A 19,261-nucleotide genomic window follows, 5' to 3' on the forward strand; every position below is an offset into this window, starting at 1 on the left:
GACACCACCATCCGGTGGAGCGCCTCAGCGGTGGGGGCCGTCTAAGCCACCCAAATCACCCTGTCAACCCCGGTAATCCAGCAAAACCAGACCACACAACAATCAACACCAGACAACAAAAACAGACGATCACCCAGCCAATCAGCCGGATCATCCATCCGATCATCACCCAGAAGACACAAACGCCAGCCCGCCGAACCGAAGTCCCCGCTGGCCGCCGCCGATGAACAGGCTTCTAGAGGCCGCACGCCGAGCCGTCAATGCCAAAATCGCAAAGCTGATCGATTTTCGCGACAAACNGAAGTCCCCGCTGGCCGCCGCCGATGAACAGGCTTCTAGAGGCCGCACGCCGAGCCGTCAATGCCAAAATCGCAAAGCTGATCGATTTTCGCGACAAACACATGACGACACAACATAACTCGTTGCCGGCAAACAGGGATTCCCGCTTCGTGAACACCGCCCCAGCTCGCGGTCTCCAGGTTGACCGAGGTCAGGAGCCCCTCTGACGTCGAGCGGCGCGCCAGTCTTCGCCCAGCGATCTTCCATTCCGCCCGCGCGCTCTGGCGTGCATGGAAACATTCCGTCTTCCGAGGCGCCTCAATGTCGACATGCTCGACTTCGACATGTCGACCACCGACCGATACCATCGGTCGTCGCTCATGGTGCGCCGTCCCTCGCGAAACGAGATCCGGCCCTCTGAAGAGAAGAGATACGCTTGCGAGGGAACACCGTGGCGCGCGGCCGGCTCAGGATCGGAGCTCCGACGAACAGCACCGACTCCCATCCAGGGCGAGCCGCCGATGCGCCTCTCGATCTGTTCCTCACCGATTCCGCCCAGATCGATCGACGTGAGGTCAACCTGCGCTGGCTCTGTGCCAGTGCGTTGACCGGGCTGACCGGGGCCGGTCTCATCGGAGCTGCGATCTACGTGTCGTTACAGGGCGACGTCTCTTTCGCCGCGGTTCCGGAACATGCGGAGATCATGGTGCGCTCCGCGCCCAACGACGACGTCGCGAACATCGCGCGCAAGGGCGACCGCCTCGTCCGCAACCTGATGATCGCGTCGGCCAAACAGACGTTCCGCTCGCCGGTGACCGTGCGCCTGGGAGACCGCGAGATCATCAAGGTCCGGCCTTTCGTACGGATCTCGACGGCGCTCTCCATGTCGACGGGCGTCTTCTCCGCCGAGGTGCCGCGCTTCGACCCGATGAAATTCGTGTCCAGCGAACCGCTCGAACGGGCGACGGAAGCGAGCGCGGCTGATGCTCCCGGCGCGGAAGTGACCGTCATCAAGCGTGATCTCACCACGATGCCGATCGAGGCGAACACGCCCGCCCTCGGCGATGACGCCGTGACCGCCCAGGTCGAAGAGGAAAAGCGGCTGGCCGCGGAGGCCGGACGACGCACGGCGCTTCCCATCGCGCCGCAAATGATGCTGTCGCGGGCGCTCCAGCAGGGGATCGCGGCTCCGGATTTCGGCGGGATCGCCCCCCCGTCCGGCGATGCGAGCCCCTTCAAGTCCATCGACGTCCTCGTGGTGCCGGAGAACGTCACCAATCTCGCGAAGACGAGCCTCCGGCAGGGCGAGACGCCGCTGGTGGAAGACCGCGACGTGGCGATCAAGCGCGGCGAGACCCTCGAAGCCCTGCTGAAGGCCACGGGCCAGGCCAGCGACGAGCAGATCAAGGGGATCGTCGCGGCTCTCGGCGGGCGGGCACGCGTCGGCGACCTCGCCGAGGGCCAACAGTTCCGCGTCCAGATCGCACCGGGTCCGAAGCCCGGCGATCCCCGGCAGGTGACACGGGTCGTCCTGTATGGCGAGAACGGCGTCGAGGGGATCGCCGCCATCAACGACCGCGGCGCCTTCGTCTCGGTCGCGCAGGCGGTGGAAGACAAGGCGGCGCGCAAGGCGCCCGCCGCGTCGGAATCCGGAGACGACGACGAGGACGAGGATGGCGGTTCGGGCCCTCGTCTCTATCAGAGCCTCTATGAGACGGCGGCACGGCACGATCTGCCGCGCGCGACCGTGGAAGATATCGTGCGGATCTTCAGCTACGACATCGACTTCCAGCGCCGCATCGCGAGCGGCGACAGTCTCGATGTCTTCTATACGTACGACGAGGAAGGCGGTCAGGCCGCGCTCGACCGGCCGGAACTGTTGTACGCGTCGCTCAACCTCGGCGGCGAGGTGCGAAAGGTCTACCGGTTCCAGTCGCCTGACGACGGCTCCATCGATTATCTCGACGAGCAGGGCCGCTCACTGAAGAAATTCCTGATCCGCAAGCCCATCGCCGACGGCATCATGCGATCGGGCTTCGGTTACCGGCGCCATCCGATCCTGGGCTATGCCAAGCTCCATACCGGCGTGGACTGGGCCAACCCGATCGGTACGCCCATCGTCGCCGCGGGCAACGGCAGCGTCATCAAGGCGGAATGGGATTCGGGCTACGGCCGCCGGGTCGAGCTCCAGCACATCAACGGCTACGTCACCACCTACAACCACATGTCGCGCTTCGCCCGGGGTGTGACGGCGGGGGCCAAGGTGCGCCAGGGCCAGGTGATCGGCTATGTCGGTTCCACCGGCCTCTCCACCGGCGCGCACCTGCATTACGAGGTCATCATCAACGGCCATTTCGTCGACCCGATGAAGATCCGCGTGCCGCGCGGACGCGAACTCGACGGGCGGATGCTCACCGAGTTCACGCGCCAGCGCGAGCAGATCGAGACCACGCTGCAGAAATCCCGAACCGGCGTCGCCATGGCCCAGCGCGACGCCCCGCGCTGAGCCCCCTCCCCTCACCCGAATCCGAGCCGGCGGCGGATCTCCGCCGGGGTGACGCCCCGCGCCCTCAGATCGCCGAGAGATTCCGAGCCGCGCGATTTGGCGAGCTTCGTTCCGTCGGGGCCGAGGATCAGGGCGTGGTGATGATAGGCCGGGCTCTCAAGGCCGAGCAGGGCCTGAAGCAGGACATGCAGGTCGGTCGAGGCCGCGAGGTCCGCTCCGCGAACCACGTGGCTGATGTCCTGGGCGGCATCGTCGACCACCACGGACAGGTGGTAGCTCGTCGGCACGTCGCGCCGCGCGATCGGCGCATCCCCCCAGCGGGCGGGATCGGCGACGTGGCTCGTCTCCAGGCAACCGGCGTCGAGGCAGGAAAATCCGTGCGGCCCCGGAGCCTGCGCGAGAGCGCGGTTCATGTCGAGCCGCCAGCTATGCGGCAGGCCAGCGGCAATGCGTGACGCCCGCTCATCCTGGGAAAGGACGCGGCACGTGCCGGGATAGAGAGGCGCCCCGTCCGGATCGCGGGGCGGCTCCGGCCCGGCGGCCGCGATCACGGCGGCGCGGCTACAGAAGCAGGGATAGACGAGGCCGCGCGAGCGAAGTGCGTCGACGGCACGGCGATAGGCCGGAAAATGCTCGGATTGGCGCCGGACGGAACCGCCGAACGCGATCCCGAGCCAAGCGAGATCGTCGGCGATGGCGGCGATCAGGTCCGGGCGCGAGCGCACCGGATCGATATCCTCGATCCGCAGGATGAGGTCGCCGCCGAGCCGCGCGGCGAACAGCTCGTTCACCAGGGCGGAATAGGCGTGCCCGAGATGGAGGCGCCCGTTGGGGCTCGGCGCGAAGCGAAGGCGGATCGGAACGGACGACCCGGTCATCCCCCGGAATGGCGCAGGCACTGTTTCGCTTGCGGAACGCAGGCGATGCCCGGCAGGGAGCAGGCTATCCCCTCCCCGTGGCGTCGGCAGATCGTGCAGCCGTCGCTCCATTCGGCGCAGGACGCATCGGCTGCCGGAGAAACTGGTCCTGAACGCCCGTGCGAGGAGGGCGCGAAGGTGCCGATCAGGACGGTGACCACCACGACGGCCGCCACGGCCAAGGCCACGAGACCATCCCGGTTCTGCGACGTCGGCACGGGTGCCGCGGCATCCGATGGTGGCGAGGTTGGTGCGCGCATGGCCCGTGTTCGCTCGCTCGCCGCGCCCTGTCAACGCGAATTGCCGCTCAAGCCGCGGTGACGGCACGGCGTTCGAGGAGGGCGGGCAAAGTCTTGAGGTCGAGGGGTTTTGCCAGGAATTCGTCGAACCCGGCCTCCCGCGCGGCCAATTCGTCCTCGCGACCGGTATTGGCGGTGAGCGCCACCAGCCGGAGCCGCGCACGATGGTGCTCGGCCTCGCTGGCACGCAGCCGCCGCGCCGTTTCCAGCCCATCGATTCCCGGCATGCGGATGTCGATGAGGGCGAGGTCGAACCGGGATGCGGGATGGTCGAGCCGAGCCAGCGCCTCGGATCCGTCCCGCGCCAGAACCACCGTCGCGCCGAGACGCTCCAGCGCCCTGGTGGCCAGCAGGGCGTTGATCGGGTTGTCCTCGGCGAGAAGCACGTGGACGCCCTCCCCCGCGCGCGCGCCGTCCTTGTCCGCCGGGATCGCGCCGTCGTCGGGCACCGGTTTCGGCACGGGGCCGGTCGCTTCGACCCAGGAGCTCGGCGCCAGCAGCCTGTCGAACAGTGAGCGCGCCCGGACCGGCTTGATCAGGTAGCTGTCGAAGCCCGCCGCCCCCGGCGCACCGAATTCCCGCCGATCGAAGGGGGACAGCAGAATGAGGCTGCAGCGCACTCCGCGTCGCCGGGCTTCCGCCGCGAGGCTGCGCACGCTCGCGTCGCCGAGAGCGCGATCGGCGATCACCGCATCGAAGGGCACGCCCGACAGCGTATCGAGCCCGGCCTCGACGGTCGGCACCACCACCGCCGACGCGCCGGACCGGGACAGGCGCCGGGCGAGGAACGGCGCCTGATAGGGAGAATCGGCGACGATCAGGATCTTCCGCCCCTGCAGCGAGACGGGCGGCAGCGCATCCTCCGACGCAGCGCCGACCGACAGGGGCAAATGGACCGTGAAGGTGCTGCCCTGGCCGACGACCGAGCGCGCGTCGATGTGTCCCCCCATCCGCGAGGCGAGGCGCCGGCTGATGGCGAGGCCGAGCCCGGTTCCCTCATGGCGCGTGCTGGCGCTGTTGTCGCCCTGCTCGAATTCCTCGAACAGGATCGGGATGCGCGCCGCGGGGATACCCGCCCCCGTATCCGAGACCGCCAGGACGATCTCCTGCGCGACCCATGTCACCGTGACGCCGACCCCGCCCTGATTGGTGAACTTGATGGCGTTGCCCGCGAGATTGACCACGATCTGCCGGACACGGTCCGCATCGCCGATGAATTCGGACGGCACGTCGTCGGCGACGTCGATGGCGATCTCGATGCCCTTGTCCTGGGCGCGGGGCGCCAGGAGTTCGACCACGCCTTCCACCACCGCCCGGAGATCGAAGGGTTCGGCCGACAGGTCGAGGCGTCCCGCCTCGATCCGCGAGAAATCGAGGATACCGTCGATGAGGGTCAGCAAGGCCCGGCCCGACGTGTGCACCGCCTCCACGTAGGTCCGCTGCTCGGCATCGAGGCCGGTCTCGAGAACGAGGTCGGCCATGCCGAGAATGCCGTTCAACGGCGTGCGGAACTCGTGGCTGACTGTAGCGAGAAAGCGCGACTTGGCGACGTTGGCCGCTTCGGCGCGGTGGAGCGCCTCGTCGAGGGAGCGGGCGGATTCGATCCGTTCGGTGATGTCCGAGCCCGCACGCAGCCATTGCGTGCGCCCTCCGGGACCGGTGACGCGCGTCTCGATGAAGGAGAACCAGCGCGGAATGCCGTCGACGGGGCGCACCTGCATCTCCACGCGGCTGACGCCGTCGGATTGCTGTTGCCGAGGTCCCTGGTCCAGGATTTCGAGGTCCACCGTCGAGCCGAGCAGCGTCAGCGGTTCGACCCCGAAGAGACGCCCGAATCCATCGTTGGCGAAGGTGATGCGCCCTTGCGTGTCCCGCTGGACGATGACGTCGGTGGTCGCCTCCACGAGCGCGCGGTAGCGCTCCTCGCTCTCGGACATCCGCCAGATGCTGTCCTGGAGACGTTCGACCTCGGACGCGTCGCCTGCCGGCCGTCGCAGGCCTTGGGCGACTAGGCTCGCCGTGGCCAGGACCGCGAACAGGGTGATGGCGAGAGCGACCTCCAGGGTGATCATCGACCTCTCCGTGGGGCGGCCCGAGCGGATCGCCGCAGGGCGAACCGCCGCGCAGACTGGCGATGACGCCGAGGTTCCCGCTCCCACTCCATTCCTGTCATTCGCATGTGAGATTGAAGGACGGCTTTCGAAAGGAGCTTAAGGCTTCCTTGCCGCGACGGACGACATCCCTCGCCCCGCATCGGTGCCGTCACGCTCATAGCCGATGCCGGACAGCTTGGCGCGCCGCGCTTCACGGGCAGGCCGCGATGGTGTAGGCGCGACGGCTTGTACCTGGGCCGTCCCTCCCCCGAGGCCAGGCCGCGAGACGCAGGCACCATGACCTTTTCTTCGTCAGAGACCTCTTCGCAGCCGGACACCGCCGGTTCCACGAAGACACGCATCGAGGCCACCTTCGCCCGCTGCCGCGCGGAGAAGCGCGCCGCCCTAGTGACCTACGTCATGGCCGGCGACCCCGATGCCGAGACCTCCCTGAAGGTCCTCCGGGCGCTGCCGCAGGCCGGCGCCGACATCGTCGAGTTCGGCCTTCCCTTCACCGACCCGATGGCGGACGGGCCGGCGATCCAGGCGGCGGCGTTGCGCGCGCTCGCAGGCGGCCAGGATCTGGTCAAGACCCTCGACCTCGTCCGCCGTTTCCGGGAGGACAATTCCGGAACCCCGGTGATCCTGATGGGATATTACAACCCGATCCATGCCTACGGCGTCGACCGGTTCCTCGACGACGCCGTCGCGGCGGGGATCGACGGGCTCATCGTCGTCGACCTGCCGCCGGAGGAGGACGACGAACTCTGCCTGCCGGCGCTCGCCAAGGGACTGGCCTTCATCCGGCTGGCGACGCCCACCACCGACGAGCGCCGCCTCCCCGCCGTCCTCGCGAACACGGCCGGCTTCGTCTATTATGTGTCGATCAACGGCATCACCGGCACGGCGACACCCGATTTCGGTCGGGTGGCCGAGGCGGTGGGCCGTATCCGCAGCCATACGGACCTGCCCGTGGTGGTCGGCTTCGGCGTCCGGACGGGCGTCCAGGCCGCCGCGATCGCCAAGGGCGCGGACGGTGTGGTCGTCGGCTCCGCCCTCGTGGATGTGATCCACCGGGCGGTGGTGGACGGCCGGGACGCCGTCGAGACGGTGAGCGAACTGGTGCGCGAACTGGCCGAGGGCGTGCGCGGCCGGACCGCCTGAGAGAACCACACCGGAACGATCCGTCCGCGAGCCGATCCCCGGCTCATCCGAGACCCCTTCCCTCAAGAACGGTCAGTCGACGATGGTTGAACCCATGAACTGGATCTCGGAGGTCGTGCGCCCCAGGATCAAGACCCTGTTCAAGCGCGAGACGCCCGAGAATCTGTGGGTCAAATGCCCGGATAGCGGGCAGATGGTGTTCCACAAGGAAGTGGAGGGAAACCACTGGGTCATCCCGGGGTCCGAGCATCATCTGAAGATGAGCGCGCAGGCGCGCCTGAAGATGATGTTCGACGAGGGCACCTGGATCGACGTGCCCCTGCCGGAGGTGGCCGCCGACCCGCTCAAGTTCCGTGACGAGAAGCGCTATGCCGACCGCCTGAAGGACGCCCGTGCCAAGACCGGGATGCCCGACGCCTTCAAGATCGGCTTCGGCCGGGTCTCGGGCCTGCCGATGACCCTGGCGGTGCAGGATTTCGCCTTCATGGCCGGCTCCCTCGGCATGGCGGCGGGAGAGGCCTTCGTGCGCGGCGCCGAGACGGCGCTGGACAAGCGCACGCCCTACATTCTGTTCTCGGCCTCCGGCGGCGCGCGCATGCAGGAGGGTATCCTGTCGCTCATGCAGATGCCGCGCACGACGGTGGCCGTGCGCCGGCTGAAAGCGGCGAAGCTCCCCTACATCGTGGTGCTCACCAACCCGACAACGGGCGGCGTCACCGCTTCCTACGCCATGCTCGGGGATGTCCATCTCGCCGAGCCGGGCGCCCTGATCTGCTTTGCCGGGCCGCGCGTCATCGAACAGACGATCCGCGAGAAACTGCCCGACGGGTTCCAGCGCGCCGAGTATCTGCAGGAACACGGCATGGTCGATCAGGTCGTGCACCGGCATGCCCTGAAGGACACGATCTCACGACTCTGCGGCCTGCTGATGAACCAGCCTGCGGCGGCACCGGCCGGCGCGGGCGCCGTTGCCGAGCCGGCCTGAGCCCACACGCTATACGGCGAGCCGATCCATGGATTCCTCCGACGCGCTGATGGCCCGCTTCCTGGCCCTTCACCCTCGCACGATCGACCTGTCGCTGGGCCGGATCCAGCGCCTGCTCGAACGGCTCGGGCACCCGGAACGCAAGCTGCCTCCGGTCATTCATGTGGCCGGCACCAACGGCAAGGGCTCGACCATCGCCTTCATGCGGGCGATTCTCGAAGCCGGCGGCCTCGCTGCGCATGTCTACACCTCGCCCCATCTCGTGCGCTTCCACGAGCGCATCCGCATCGGTGCGGTGGGGGGCGGCAGCTATGTGCCCGAAGACCAGCTCGCCGACGCCCTCGCCCGCTGCGAGGCATCCAATGCGGGCGAGCCGATCACGGTGTTCGAGATCACCACCGCCGCGGCCTTCCTCCTGTTCTCGGAGACCCCGGCCGACGTGCTCCTGCTCGAAGTCGGGCTCGGCGGCCGGGTCGACGCCACCAACGTGATCGACAATCCCGCGGCCGCCGTCGTCACGCCGATCGGGCGCGACCATGCGGAGTATCTCGGCGACACCGTCGAAGCGGTGGCGACCGAGAAAGCGGGCATCTTCAAGCGCGGTTGCCCGGCGATCATCGCCGCCCAGGATTACAAAGAGGCGGATTCGGTGCTCTGCCGCATCGCCGAGGAGATCGGAGCCACGCCGATCCGGGTCGGGAACCAGGATTTCTCGGTCCATGCCGAGCGCGGTCGCATCGTCTACCAGGACGAACTCGACCTGTTCGACCTGCCGCAGCCCCGCCTCAACGGACGGCATCAGTTCACCAACGCCGCCACCGCCATCGCGGCCCTGCGCGCGGCCGGTTTCGGCGATATCGGAGTGGAGGCCATCGAGACCGGCCTCAACAAGGTCGAGTGGCCGGGCCGCCTCCAGCGGCTCACCCGCGGCCGCCTGTCCGACATGGCACCGAACGATGCGGAGCTCTGGCTCGATGGCGGCCACAACATCGATGGCGGTCGTATTCTCGCGACGGCGATGGCGGATCTCGGCGAGCGCAGCGACGTGCCGCTGATCCTGGTGGTGGGCCTTCTCGGCACCAAGGACGCGGAAGGCTTCCTGCGTAACTTCGTGGGGCTGGCGCGACACCTGATCGCGGTCCCGATCGGAGGCCAGATGGCGGCGCGGCCGGCCGAGGAGGTCGCCCAGATCGCCGCCGATGTGGGGCTCACCGCCTACGTGGCCTCCAGCGTCGAGGCCGCCCTGGAGAGCCTCGCCGACATCGCCTTCGAGCGGCCGCCACGTATCCTGATCTGTGGTTCGCTCTATCTCGCGGGCAACGTCCTCACCGCCAACGGTACGCCTCCGACCTGATCGCGTCGGGTGGGAGGCGGTCTCCTGGCGGAAGGCAAGTGATTCTGCCGGACGAGTCCTTGCCCTCGTCGAACAGGGTTACCGCATCGTTTGTCTTGGACAACCATGCCGGACGAGGGTCTCCGGCAGCGGCCGGACGTGACGAACACAGCGTCCTTGCTTAGGATCAGCGGGCGACACATCGCGACAATCCCCGCTTTTCACCGAACCGGCCACACTTGTGGCATCGGACATCGGGTGTGGCTCCTGCGCTACATCTCGGCTGCCCGAAATCGACTAGTTTGATTGTGGATCGGGCAACTCGCTGGGGATCAACGATGAAAAAGCTTCTCACCTCTTTCGCGGCCTTCACGGCCCTCACGGCAGCGGCAACCGCCGCCGACCTTCCGCGTCGCGCTGCGCCGCCGGTCTTCGTGCCGGTGCCGGTGTTCACCTGGACGGGCGCTTACTTCGGTATCAACGCCGGTTACGGCTTCGACGCCGGTAGCGACAGCAACCGTTACGCCCTGCCGGGTGGTTCGGTGCTGAACTCCTTCACCCGCACCCCCGTGGTCGTCTCGACCACCGGCGGTAACGAGCTCGAAGGCTTCGTCGGCGGTGGCCAGGTCGGCTACAACTACCAGTTCACCCCGGGTTCGGGCSTSGTCGTCGGTMTCGAAGCTGACGCCCAGTACACCGACTTCGGCAACAAGAGCCGCWCCGTGACCGGCACCGTCAGCCCCGTCGCCGGCGCTCTCAACAGCCCCGTCGGTGTCCGCGTCCCGGGCAACGAGATGAACTTCTTCGGTACCGTCCGCGGTCGTCTCGGCTACGCCTTCGATCGCGTCCTGTTCTACGGCACCGGCGGCTTTGCCNGCGTCCCGGGCAACGAGATGAACTTCTTCGGTACCGTCCGCGGTCGTCTCGGCTACGCCTTCGATCGCGTCCTGTTCTACGGCACCGGCGGCTTTGCCTACGGCGACGGCGGCACTGGCCGCGACGACTTCCGCACCGGCTACACCGCTGGTGGCGGTTTCGAGTACGCCATGCCCACCGACTCGTTCTTCAACTTCTTCAAGTCGTCGGCCGTGACCCTGAAGGTCGAAGGCCTGTACGTGAACCTCGAGAACGAAGGCCGTACCGGCGAACGCTCGGTGTTCAACCCAGCCACCAACGTTCTTACGCTCAGCCGTTCGGTCACCGCTCGCGAGAGCGAGTTCGCCGTCGTCCGCGCCGGCCTGAACTACAAGTTCGGATCTTACTAAGNCACCAACGTTCTTACGCTCAGCCGTTCGGTCACCGCTCGCGAGAGCGAGTTCGCCGTCGTCCGCGCCGGCCTGAACTACAAGTTCGGATCTTACTAAGGCTTTTCGTCTTATATCATCTGCCTGAGCATCCCCGGCCCGATCCAGATGGTCGCTCAGCCAACAGACGCCCTAGGAGCTTCTCCTGGGGCGTTTTTCGTATGTGCATCGATCTCATTAGGGTGGTGAGAGGATGTGGCTGGCCAGTAGGGCGGACGAGCGCATCCCGATGGCCTGAGCTGGCTCACACACACTCTCGCCGAACTTCAGGAGGATCGTGGCTGCGGTGCGGGGCCTGTCCCGCTGCACATCGGAGCGAGCACGCCTATGATCAAAATCCTGACGGCGATCCTGTCGGTCTTCGTGGTCCTGGCGCTGGGCGCCTGTTTGACGGCTCTGACGCTTCCCTTCCGAGCCGTGCGCGGTCTAGTGCGCAGCCGAGCCCTGCCTGCATGAAGCGGGTCTTCCTTCCGCACCTTAACGGTTTGTTGCCGACGTCCGGTTAGGAAGTCTCAATCTTTTGAGGACCTCCCCATGCGCGTGCTGCTGATTGAGGACGACGCTTCGATCGCGCAGAGCATCGAACTGATGCTCAAATCGGAGAGCTTCAACACCTACACGACGGATCTCGGCGAGGAAGGAATCGACCTCGGCAAGCTCTACGATTACGACATCATCCTGCTCGACCTCACCCTCCCCGACATGTCGGGCTACGAGGTGCTGCGCTCGTTGCGCGTTGCGAAGGTCAAAACGCCGATCCTGATCCTCTCCGGCATGGCCGGTATCGAGGACAAGGTGAAGGGCCTCGGCTTCGGAGCCGACGATTACCTCACCAAGCCCTTCCACAAGGACGAACTCGTCGCCCGCATCCACGCGATCGTGAGACGCTCGAAGGGCCATGCCGAGTCGGTCATCACCACCGGCGACCTGAGTGTGAACCTCGATCAGAAGACCGTCGAGATCTCCGGTAGCCGGGTCCCTCTCACCGGCAAAGAGTACCAGATCCTGGAGCTCCTCGCGCTGCGCAAGGGTACGACCCTGACGAAGGAGATGTTTCTCAACCACCTCTATGGCGGCATGGATGAGCCCGAGCTCAAGATCATCGACGTCTTCATCTGCAAGCTGCGCAAGAAGCTCGCGAACGCCTCGTCCGGCAAAAACTACATCGAGACCGTCTGGGGACGCGGCTACGTGCTTCACGATGGCGTAGCCGAGATGCAGGCTTTGGCCGGCTAGGGTCTCTCATCCGCGTTTTGCGAGCAAACTCCAGAACCGTTGCGCGGCGAAGCGCTGCGCCTGGCCGCCGATTAGACCCTGCATGTCGGGGAACTCTCCCGACTCTGGTTGAGCCTGCGCGGCCGGTGTTTCGCCCATGGTCGCAGATCCGCCGCCCATGATCGCTTGTAGGGAACTCGCAGCACTGAACGAGTGAGTTGGCCGAGCTTCCGTTGGCATCTGCCTAGGCGTCACCGGCCCGGTCGAAGCTGGCGCACTCGATACACCACACTGGCCTGAGGGCGCGAGGCTGCGTCCAGCACCCGCATGCCGAGGTGTCCCGCGGCCATTCGCTCAAGTCGTGAACTGCCGGGGCCAACCCTGACGGGGGCCGCTCAAAATCTAACAGAAGAATAGACGAACATTTGCGCTCCTCCGCCTGCGCGGCCGGATCGCTGAGGACGAGGGAAAAACAAGGACAAGAGTTGGGCGAAGGTACTTCGTCGAAAACCCCGGAAGGAGGGGAACAACGGAACGCGGCTCTAGACAGAGCCTGCGGGACGTCGGCGCGGCTCCTTCTATCCTTTCCTCAACCTGAGAACCCACATCATGACATCATACACCGTGCCCCAGGGCGCGAACGCCGTCGCACGCCTTGCGGAGCCCGCCGGTATCACCGTGCGCGCCGAGATCAGCCGGCCCCACCGCCATCGGGACGGGTGGCAATTCGAGCTCAGCCCCCTCGATCGATCGCGGACGGGACGGCTGAGCGCCTTCATGTCAGACGGCTTCGCCCGACAAATCGAAGACGCCTCCGGCATGCTCTTCCATGCGGAGGATCTCATCGGACAGCACCAGGTGATGCTCACGATCAGCATGGACGCTTTGCTCGGGCTGACCGCGCGCATCATCGGCCTCGATCGCGGGATCCTGGTCGAGGCCTGGAACCGGCAGGATGCGGCCCTCGAGGCGGCGCTCATCGCGGAAGGGGTCTGGCAGGCCCAGCGCGCCCTCCCGAGGCCGCAACGGCTGCGCCGCGTGTTGCTGATCGAGCCTCACAGCGGCGCCCGCACTGGGGCGATTGGCGGGATCCTGTCCCGATGGGCGGATCTGGGGATGATTGCCCTGATCCGCTGGTCCGTCGCTTTCGAAGAGCCCGGATCGCTCGAGGTTCTCCAACAGACCCTTGAGGCCGCGGCAGATCAAGTCGAGTGGGGCACCGCCGACGTACTGATCGTCGATCGCGGCCCGGGTTACGCCTTCCGAGCCTTGTCGGACCCGGCCCTCGTCCGGCGGTTATGTCAGTTTCCAGTGCCGATCCTGACGCTGCAGGGGGGCCATCCGAACCTGCTCGATCGGCTGGCCTGGCACGCTTTCGAGACGACCGAGGCAATGGAGGCGGCCCTGACGGACATCCTCAGGGAGGAGGTCCGGCCGGCCGGCCGTGAACGCTTCGATGCGATCGTCCGCGAATTGGAACGGATCGCGGTCACCGCCGCCATGGCTCGATCGGGAGCCCTCTACGACTGAATTCTTCCCCGGCTGCCGACAGCGGCAGCCGGAACCCATGATCGGGCGTGTGTCGCCCGCTCATGAGCCGATTGCGCGCATCCGCGCTGCGGGCAGCTCCGGGAACGGTGCCGCACCGCTTGTCCTCGCCACCTTCGATCATCCCTCACTTTGGAACCCTATAATGCGTCAGCACAAAATTCCCGGCTGGAGCAGCACGCTCCCGGCTGCCTTGCCCCCTCAACCGTCTATTGAGGACGGCGGCAGCCAGCCAACCGCTAGGGAGCGTTCCGTCGCAACGGACGCCGCCGCCATTCCCCTGCAGCACCTCCTGGCCTCGTTACGCCAGCACGTCAGAGGGGACCACGTCGTTGATGCCAGCGTGCTGAGCGTCGAGGCCACGACGCGGGATGGCTTCGTGCTTCTCCTCGGCGAAGCCGAGCCGGCAAGCCGAAGCGAACCGCCCCGGCTCGAAGCTCACCTCAGCGAGGATCGGCGAGCTACCATCGAGGCCGAGCTCGGACGGCCCTTCGATCCTCTCCTCCTGGCCAACCGCAAGGTCCGGGTGGGGCTACGAACCTCCTTGAAGCAGCGCTTCGGTCGTGGGGCGACGGTCCAGGCCAAAGTCATCGGTCTTCATGCGATCAGCGAATTTCCGATCGAGCTCGAGATCCAGCGTGACGAGGTGCTGCGACAGCTTCGAGCCGATCGAGGGCGGTTCGGGCCTTCGACTTGGAGGGACCCCGAAGAACTCTACCACGTTGCGGTCGTTGCCTCGGAACACGGCGATGCCCTGCGCGATGTCGAGCATGTGCTGAAGCCTCTCGAGGCGTCAGGGCTGATCCTGATTCGCCGCATCAAGGCAAGCTTCGAGGGACCGAGCGCGGAACGCTCCTTGGTGGCAGCCATGGCCGAGGTCGAGGCTCTCCACGCCGAACACGGCTTGTCCGCTACCCTCGTCGTCCGCGGCGGAGGCCCCGCATCGTCCTTCTCACCCCTCAACGCCTGGGCGACGGCTGCGGCGGCGCGGCGCCTCCCGAACCTCGTCGTTGGCGTCGGCCACGCCGCCACGCCGCGCACCGTTCTCGACGACGTGGCCGGACGGTCCGTGCCGACGCCGACCGCAGCGGCCATGCTGATCCGTGATCTCGTGCTCGGCACGGCGCTGCGTGCCGAGCAGGCCATCGCTGCCCTGGACGACGCTCTACATGAGCATCTCGAGGCAGAAGCACGCAGAGCGCTGTTGCGGGTGATGGCGGCGTATGAAGACGCTGTCCGTCTGTGTGTCACGCACGCCGAACAGCAGCTTCTGAAGCTCGGCCTGACGGTCGAGAATAGCTTACTCGCTTCCATCGCCTCTCACAGCGAGGTGGTGGTCGCAACCGAGATGACGGCCGGAGGCATGGGCGACGATCGTCCTGCGGACCCACACGACGCTCAAGACCCTCTCGTAGAGGGCGGTTTGGCAATGGTCATCGAAGCAGAAACTGGCTTCGTGATGACCACGGCCGCAGACGCCCGTCTCGCCAGCCGCCTCATCCTGCAGTTCTCAGACGGCCTCATGGGCGTCTGGAATCACCAGAAATTAATCACAACCCACTGAACTTAATCATCAAAAGGAGTCCCACCTCATGAACGACACACCGAACACCCCCATCCCCTTCCTTGAAGCTCTCCGCCAGATTGAGGCCCTGACTTTACGTATTCGACAAGAAAGACTGGCGGCCTTCGAGACAGTAGAGGAAACCTACGCTGAAGTGCAGCGTCTCCGCCTTGTCCTGCTCGCCCGGGTCGCCGCGCTGCGTAGTGTGGCAGGCTGAGCCTGTATCCATAGAACGTACTCGAACCGGACCAGGATGGGACGGGGGGCCGGAGCGGCCCATGATGAGCAGCTCCGCCCCTGCGATGAACTTCACCACGCGAGGTGAGCGTTTCGCCGTTGATCAGTAAAATCGCATCACTTCATAGGCGTCGATAGGACCGGACCGGGAGGATCCGATCCATCGCCATGAGTGCCGATCAAAATCCCAGGATGTCTCAGGGTACGACATCACGCTTGAATACAGGCTAACGGGCGCCCAGGTAGGTCAGAAGCAGACAATGTTGGTCTCGTATCGGCACACGTCACAAGAATGATTTGTTTCGTACGAAACATCGTCAGCGAAACAGACAAGCTCCAAAGGCATGGTTTCGTACGATATGATGATAACTTTGACGGACCCGACAACGCGCACGTATTCCGGTCTCTCACATGCCTACGACTTTTTCAACGAGCGGCTGTTCTCGGCCAAGCTGCCTCCTTGCCTCATAACTATGCAGCGAAAGAACAAGGCCTACGGCTACTTCGCCGGGGACCGTTTCGGTACGCGCGGTGGCGAGGAGGTCACGGACGAGATCGCGCTGAACCCGAGGCATTTCGCCGAACGCACGAACGAGGCGACGCTCTCGACCCTGGTCCATGAGATGGTCCATCTCGAGCAGCATCATTTTGGAGCCCCGTCCCGCACGGGCTATCACAACAGTGAATGGGCCCAAATGATGCGGGCAGTGGGGCTGATCCCGTCCTCAACAAGTGAGCCGGGCGGTAAGGAAACCGGACAGCGGATCAGTCACTACATTGAGCCGGGGGGACGCTTCTCGGTCGCGTGCGTGGAGCTCATCGACGAGAGGGGCTTCACACTGCCCTATGTCGAGCTCTGCGACGATGGTGAGCGCGAAACGCGAGCGAAAAAGGCATCGAGCAAAACGAAGTACACCTGCCCGAGCTGCAGAGTGAACGCCTGGGCGAAACCTCGGACAAGGCTCCTCTGTGGTGGGTGTGGAGAGGCTGGCAGCGCGATAGAGATGATTGGCTGAAGCAACAAGCAATCCTTCACAGGAATAGGCAACCCTGAACGGATTTTGGCAAGCTGACGTCATAAAAAAGCCACAATATCAAATTGGTGCAATTTTGCAACTATTAAAGATTTGTTAAAATACCTTGATTTACTTACAGCGAATCGCTCGACAGCTTGAGTAAAAGGTGATCCGCGCAGATATATTCGTATTTTGAGCGATTCATTTCATATCTATGCTTCTATAGCCATTGACACTTATGCGCGGCATCTGCATTTGAATGATCGCGGCGCAAGCTGCATCTAACTATCAAAGCAAATGGAGTTGTCCTATGGACTGGTTCAGGCCGGGTTCTATAAATTTGCCCAAATCACATAGATATATAAGTAAAATATCTAGTAATAGTACATACTATATTTGTCATATTAAGCATTCAAGGGAATGCTTTAGCGAGTTGATGCTGTGACAAGTCCCCGCCGCTTCAAAGATGCCCTTGAACAAGTCCGGTCTGCCGATAAAACTCTCACAAGATGGATGCGCGAAAACGGACCAGATATTTTCGAAGAATATGGCTCAAGACGGCTTAATCTTCGTGAGCTCTCTGCGATTGTTCGTTCTGCCAACCTCACAAACGATCAGGGTGGTCCTCTAACTGAGGCGACGATCTCTAAAACTTGGGCTCGCCAGCGCCAGCGCATGCTGACGCCGAGAAACGTGCTCAAGCCCGGCGAGCTTGTCACTGGTGTCGTTAAGTTACCTGGGCACGAAGTCGAGCCCCTGTTGACGCCAAAGCCAGTCGTTTACCGCGAACGACCGCCTGTACCAGTAAGACCGTCAATTGAGTCTGCTCCTGCACATCTCAGTGCTGTAGAGCAGATCGCGCGCATGGAGGCAGATCAACGCGCCCTGCGCCCCCCAATGCCGAAATCCGTCAACCTTGGGATACGGCTCAGCCCCGCCCCAAAATGAAAGAATAAATTATGAGCAAGAGTACTGCATCTCCCAAGACTTCCGCGTCCCCACATAGCGACGATGCACACGATAACAGTCAGCTGGATACTTCCGCAATCCGACAGATTGTGCCGGAAGATAGAGTCAATAGCCCGGTCAATCGAAGAGCAGTTCAAACTCTTATCGTGCCGGTTGGCCGAGGACGAGGAGGAAAGTCCTTCATCAGCAAGCTGACCGTTGAATGCGCCAAAGCCGTTGGTACCCCCCTGCGCTTCAGTGATACGGATCCGAAGAACGTAGGATTGAAAGACACGCACAGCGACGGAGTTTTGGTGGAGGATGCTCATCCGCAAATTCTTTATGACCATGCCCGCGCCGAGATCGAGCAGTTCCTCGAGGGAAATTCGTCTTGCCTTCTCGACTTTGGCGGCGGAAATCCAACCTTCGAAAACATACTTCGAGAACTCAATCTCGCCAGCGTGATAAAGCGTCAGAAAAAGCGGCTGCTCTTGTTTTGCATGCTTGCCCCCGAGAAGGGCGATCTTTCGCAAATCATCACGTTCCTCGACCTACCCGGTCTGGCGGATGCCGATGTCGTCCTGTGCTGGAACGAGGGCCGGGTACAGCCAGGTCGTGAGATGTCGGCTTTGAAGCCCTTCGTTGAAGCCACACCGATCGTGGACGCCCTTGACCGCGGCGCCCGTCTCGTCCGGCTGCCGCGCCTCGCCCCTGCGGAGCGGATCGACGATCTTGGGCTGACCTTCCGGGATGCTGCGCTTGGCCGAGCCAGCGCTTCGGGCCAGCGTCTCGGCTGGCTCGACACGCAGATCACGGCGGAGTGGCTGATGCGGCTCCCTGGGAGTTTCGCGCCGATCGCCGATTGGATGCAGTTCGCACCTGTGGATAGCCTGCTGTCCGGGATCGAGGTTTAAGCGTCATGAATAGCCCCATCCCACCCAACAGGACGCCCGCGTCCGTCGGTTCATCACCGACGGGCGCGAAAAGCTCGGCGTTGGAAGCTCAAATCCACAAGCTGTTCAAGACCTACGAGGAAGCCGGCCTCCCCTCGAACGATGTCTTCCACAATGTCCTGATCTCCGTTTGCGCCCTGACTCTCATAGCGGATCAGTCGCGCAGTGATCACGCCTCAGCCATGAAGCGTGATCTGGCTCGGCTCGAGACCATTGCCGCCGGGATCCAGCAAGTGGGGGATCGAGCCGGGAAGGCGATAGTGAATGTCGAGCACGCTACGCAGCGGATCGAGCACTCCAATGCAATGGTTGCGGGCAACGTCGCAAAGCTCGAGGATCTCGATCGCAGATCTGAGACACACACTGCCCGGATCGAACAAGCCACGAGCCTCGACCTCCCCTCGATCGTCGCAGGCTATACCTCGATGATTATAGCCGTCGTGGTGGGAGGCCTCCTCATTGGGGCTACTCTTGGCTATAACCTCGGCGTATGGGAAGTCTTTGGCAGCCGATACACGGTGGCCGAGCGCGTAGAGCGGACGCTTGGGATCGACGAGCTCTCAGCTAAAGCTTTAAGCGATATTGTTCCACTCAATCGTGATCTGGGAATTACCATAGCGCGATGCAGAGATACCCAGCTATACTATTCAAAGACTGAGAGATTCTACTGCGATTGGCGGATCATCGTCCCTCCCCTGTCCCAGAAACCCGTGGCCCCGTGGTGAAGACGGTCTGGGCCCCTTGGATGGTCCGGCTCCATTCTTCATCTTTCCGTTCCCCAGGTCCTGTGCCTGGGGACGGGCCGGACCGAGGTGTGAGACCTCGGACCGGCCTCGGACCGGGCACAAACCCATCCCCGAGACGACATCCCCAACCTCGTACCCGTCGGGAAGGCGCGTC

The 19,261-nt window shown here is 64.3% G+C and carries 16 protein-coding genes and 1 pseudogene; 14 read left to right on the top strand and 3 right to left on the bottom strand.

Annotation, left to right across the window (positions count from 1 at the left end; translation table 11 throughout):
- Window positions 1–730 precede the first annotated feature (730 nt).
- Window positions 731–2,785: a M23 family metallopeptidase gene (locus tag ASF34_RS07305; RefSeq protein WP_156465666.1), complete on the top strand. Its 2,055-nt coding sequence runs from the start codon at window positions 731–733 to the stop codon at window positions 2,783–2,785.
- A gap of 11 nt (window positions 2,786–2,796) precedes the next feature.
- On the opposite strand, the gene gluQRS is transcribed toward ASF34_RS07305, so the two are convergent.
- The 3 genes from gluQRS to ASF34_RS07320 form a co-directional block, all read right to left on the bottom strand.
- Window positions 2,797–3,663, bottom strand: a complete 867-nt coding sequence (gene gluQRS / locus ASF34_RS07310; protein WP_056160218.1) for a tRNA glutamyl-Q(34) synthetase GluQRS — start codon at window positions 3,661–3,663, stop codon at window positions 2,797–2,799.
- On the bottom strand, window positions 3,660–3,920 hold the full coding sequence (locus ASF34_RS22110; RefSeq protein WP_082494099.1) for a hypothetical protein: 261 nt from the start codon (window positions 3,918–3,920) through the stop codon (window positions 3,660–3,662). The genes gluQRS and ASF34_RS22110 overlap by 4 nt, the downstream gene beginning before the upstream one ends.
- A gap of 89 nt (window positions 3,921–4,009) precedes the next feature.
- Window positions 4,010–6,073, bottom strand: a complete 2,064-nt coding sequence (locus ASF34_RS07320) for an ATP-binding protein (protein WP_056160223.1) — start codon at window positions 6,071–6,073, stop codon at window positions 4,010–4,012.
- Window positions 6,074–6,391: 318 nt separating this feature from the next.
- Here ASF34_RS07320 and trpA point away from each other — a divergent pair, with 318 nt between their 5' ends.
- From trpA to ASF34_RS07375, 13 genes and pseudogenes are all read left to right on the top strand, one after another.
- Window positions 6,392–7,258: a tryptophan synthase subunit alpha gene (trpA, locus tag ASF34_RS07325; RefSeq protein WP_018042114.1), complete on the top strand. Its 867-nt coding sequence runs from the start codon at window positions 6,392–6,394 to the stop codon at window positions 7,256–7,258.
- An 82-nt stretch (window positions 7,259–7,340) separates the two neighbouring features.
- A complete protein-coding gene (accD, locus tag ASF34_RS07330) occupies window positions 7,341–8,243 on the top strand; it encodes an acetyl-CoA carboxylase, carboxyltransferase subunit beta (RefSeq protein WP_026175637.1) in 903 nt (300 codons plus the stop codon).
- 28 nt (window positions 8,244–8,271) lie between these two features.
- The gene (locus ASF34_RS07335; protein WP_018042112.1) at window positions 8,272–9,597 is read left to right on the top strand and encodes a bifunctional folylpolyglutamate synthase/dihydrofolate synthase; all 1,326 of its coding nucleotides are present in this window, start codon (window positions 8,272–8,274) and stop codon (window positions 9,595–9,597) included.
- A 317-nt stretch (window positions 9,598–9,914) separates the two neighbouring features.
- On the top strand, window positions 9,915–10,451 hold a 537-nt coding region (locus ASF34_RS23380), incomplete at its 3' end, for an outer membrane protein (RefSeq protein WP_244478928.1).
- 1 nt (window position 10,452) lies between these two features.
- Window positions 10,453–10,841 (top strand): annotated as a pseudogene (locus ASF34_RS23385) (outer membrane protein); the annotation flags it as partial.
- Window positions 10,842–11,207: 366 nt separating this feature from the next.
- A complete protein-coding gene (locus ASF34_RS23610) occupies window positions 11,208–11,336 on the top strand; it encodes a hypothetical protein (RefSeq protein ID WP_264483997.1) in 129 nt (42 codons plus the stop codon).
- A 78-nt stretch (window positions 11,337–11,414) separates the two neighbouring features.
- Window positions 11,415–12,116 carry a response regulator transcription factor CtrA gene (ctrA, locus tag ASF34_RS07345; RefSeq protein WP_056160229.1) on the top strand — a complete coding sequence of 234 codons (702 nt, stop codon included), beginning with the start codon at window positions 11,415–11,417 and terminating at the stop codon, window positions 12,114–12,116.
- A 588-nt stretch (window positions 12,117–12,704) separates the two neighbouring features.
- Window positions 12,705–13,625 carry a hypothetical protein gene (locus ASF34_RS07350; RefSeq protein WP_056160231.1) on the top strand — a complete coding sequence of 307 codons (921 nt, stop codon included), beginning with the start codon at window positions 12,705–12,707 and terminating at the stop codon, window positions 13,623–13,625.
- A gap of 37 nt (window positions 13,626–13,662) precedes the next feature.
- Window positions 13,663–15,207: an exodeoxyribonuclease VII large subunit gene (locus ASF34_RS07355; protein WP_162240031.1), complete on the top strand. Its 1,545-nt coding sequence runs from the start codon at window positions 13,663–13,665 to the stop codon at window positions 15,205–15,207.
- A 28-nt stretch (window positions 15,208–15,235) separates the two neighbouring features.
- Window positions 15,236–15,424 carry a hypothetical protein gene (locus ASF34_RS07360; RefSeq protein ID WP_056160236.1) on the top strand — a complete coding sequence of 63 codons (189 nt, stop codon included), beginning with the start codon at window positions 15,236–15,238 and terminating at the stop codon, window positions 15,422–15,424.
- A 364-nt stretch (window positions 15,425–15,788) separates the two neighbouring features.
- A complete protein-coding gene (locus tag ASF34_RS07365; protein ID WP_082494101.1) occupies window positions 15,789–16,460 on the top strand; it encodes a SprT-like domain-containing protein in 672 nt (223 codons plus the stop codon).
- Window positions 16,461–17,419: 959 nt separating this feature from the next.
- Window positions 17,420–18,322 carry a hypothetical protein gene (locus ASF34_RS07370; RefSeq protein WP_156465661.1) on the top strand — a complete coding sequence of 301 codons (903 nt, stop codon included), beginning with the start codon at window positions 17,420–17,422 and terminating at the stop codon, window positions 18,320–18,322.
- Between the two features lie 5 nt (window positions 18,323–18,327).
- A complete protein-coding gene (locus ASF34_RS07375; protein WP_156465662.1) occupies window positions 18,328–19,086 on the top strand; it encodes a hypothetical protein in 759 nt (252 codons plus the stop codon).
- Window positions 19,087–19,261: the final 175 nt, after the last annotated feature.

Source organism: Methylobacterium sp. Leaf106, assembly GCF_001422895.1.
GTDB classification, from domain to species: domain Bacteria; phylum Pseudomonadota; class Alphaproteobacteria; order Rhizobiales; family Beijerinckiaceae; genus Methylobacterium; species Methylobacterium bullatum.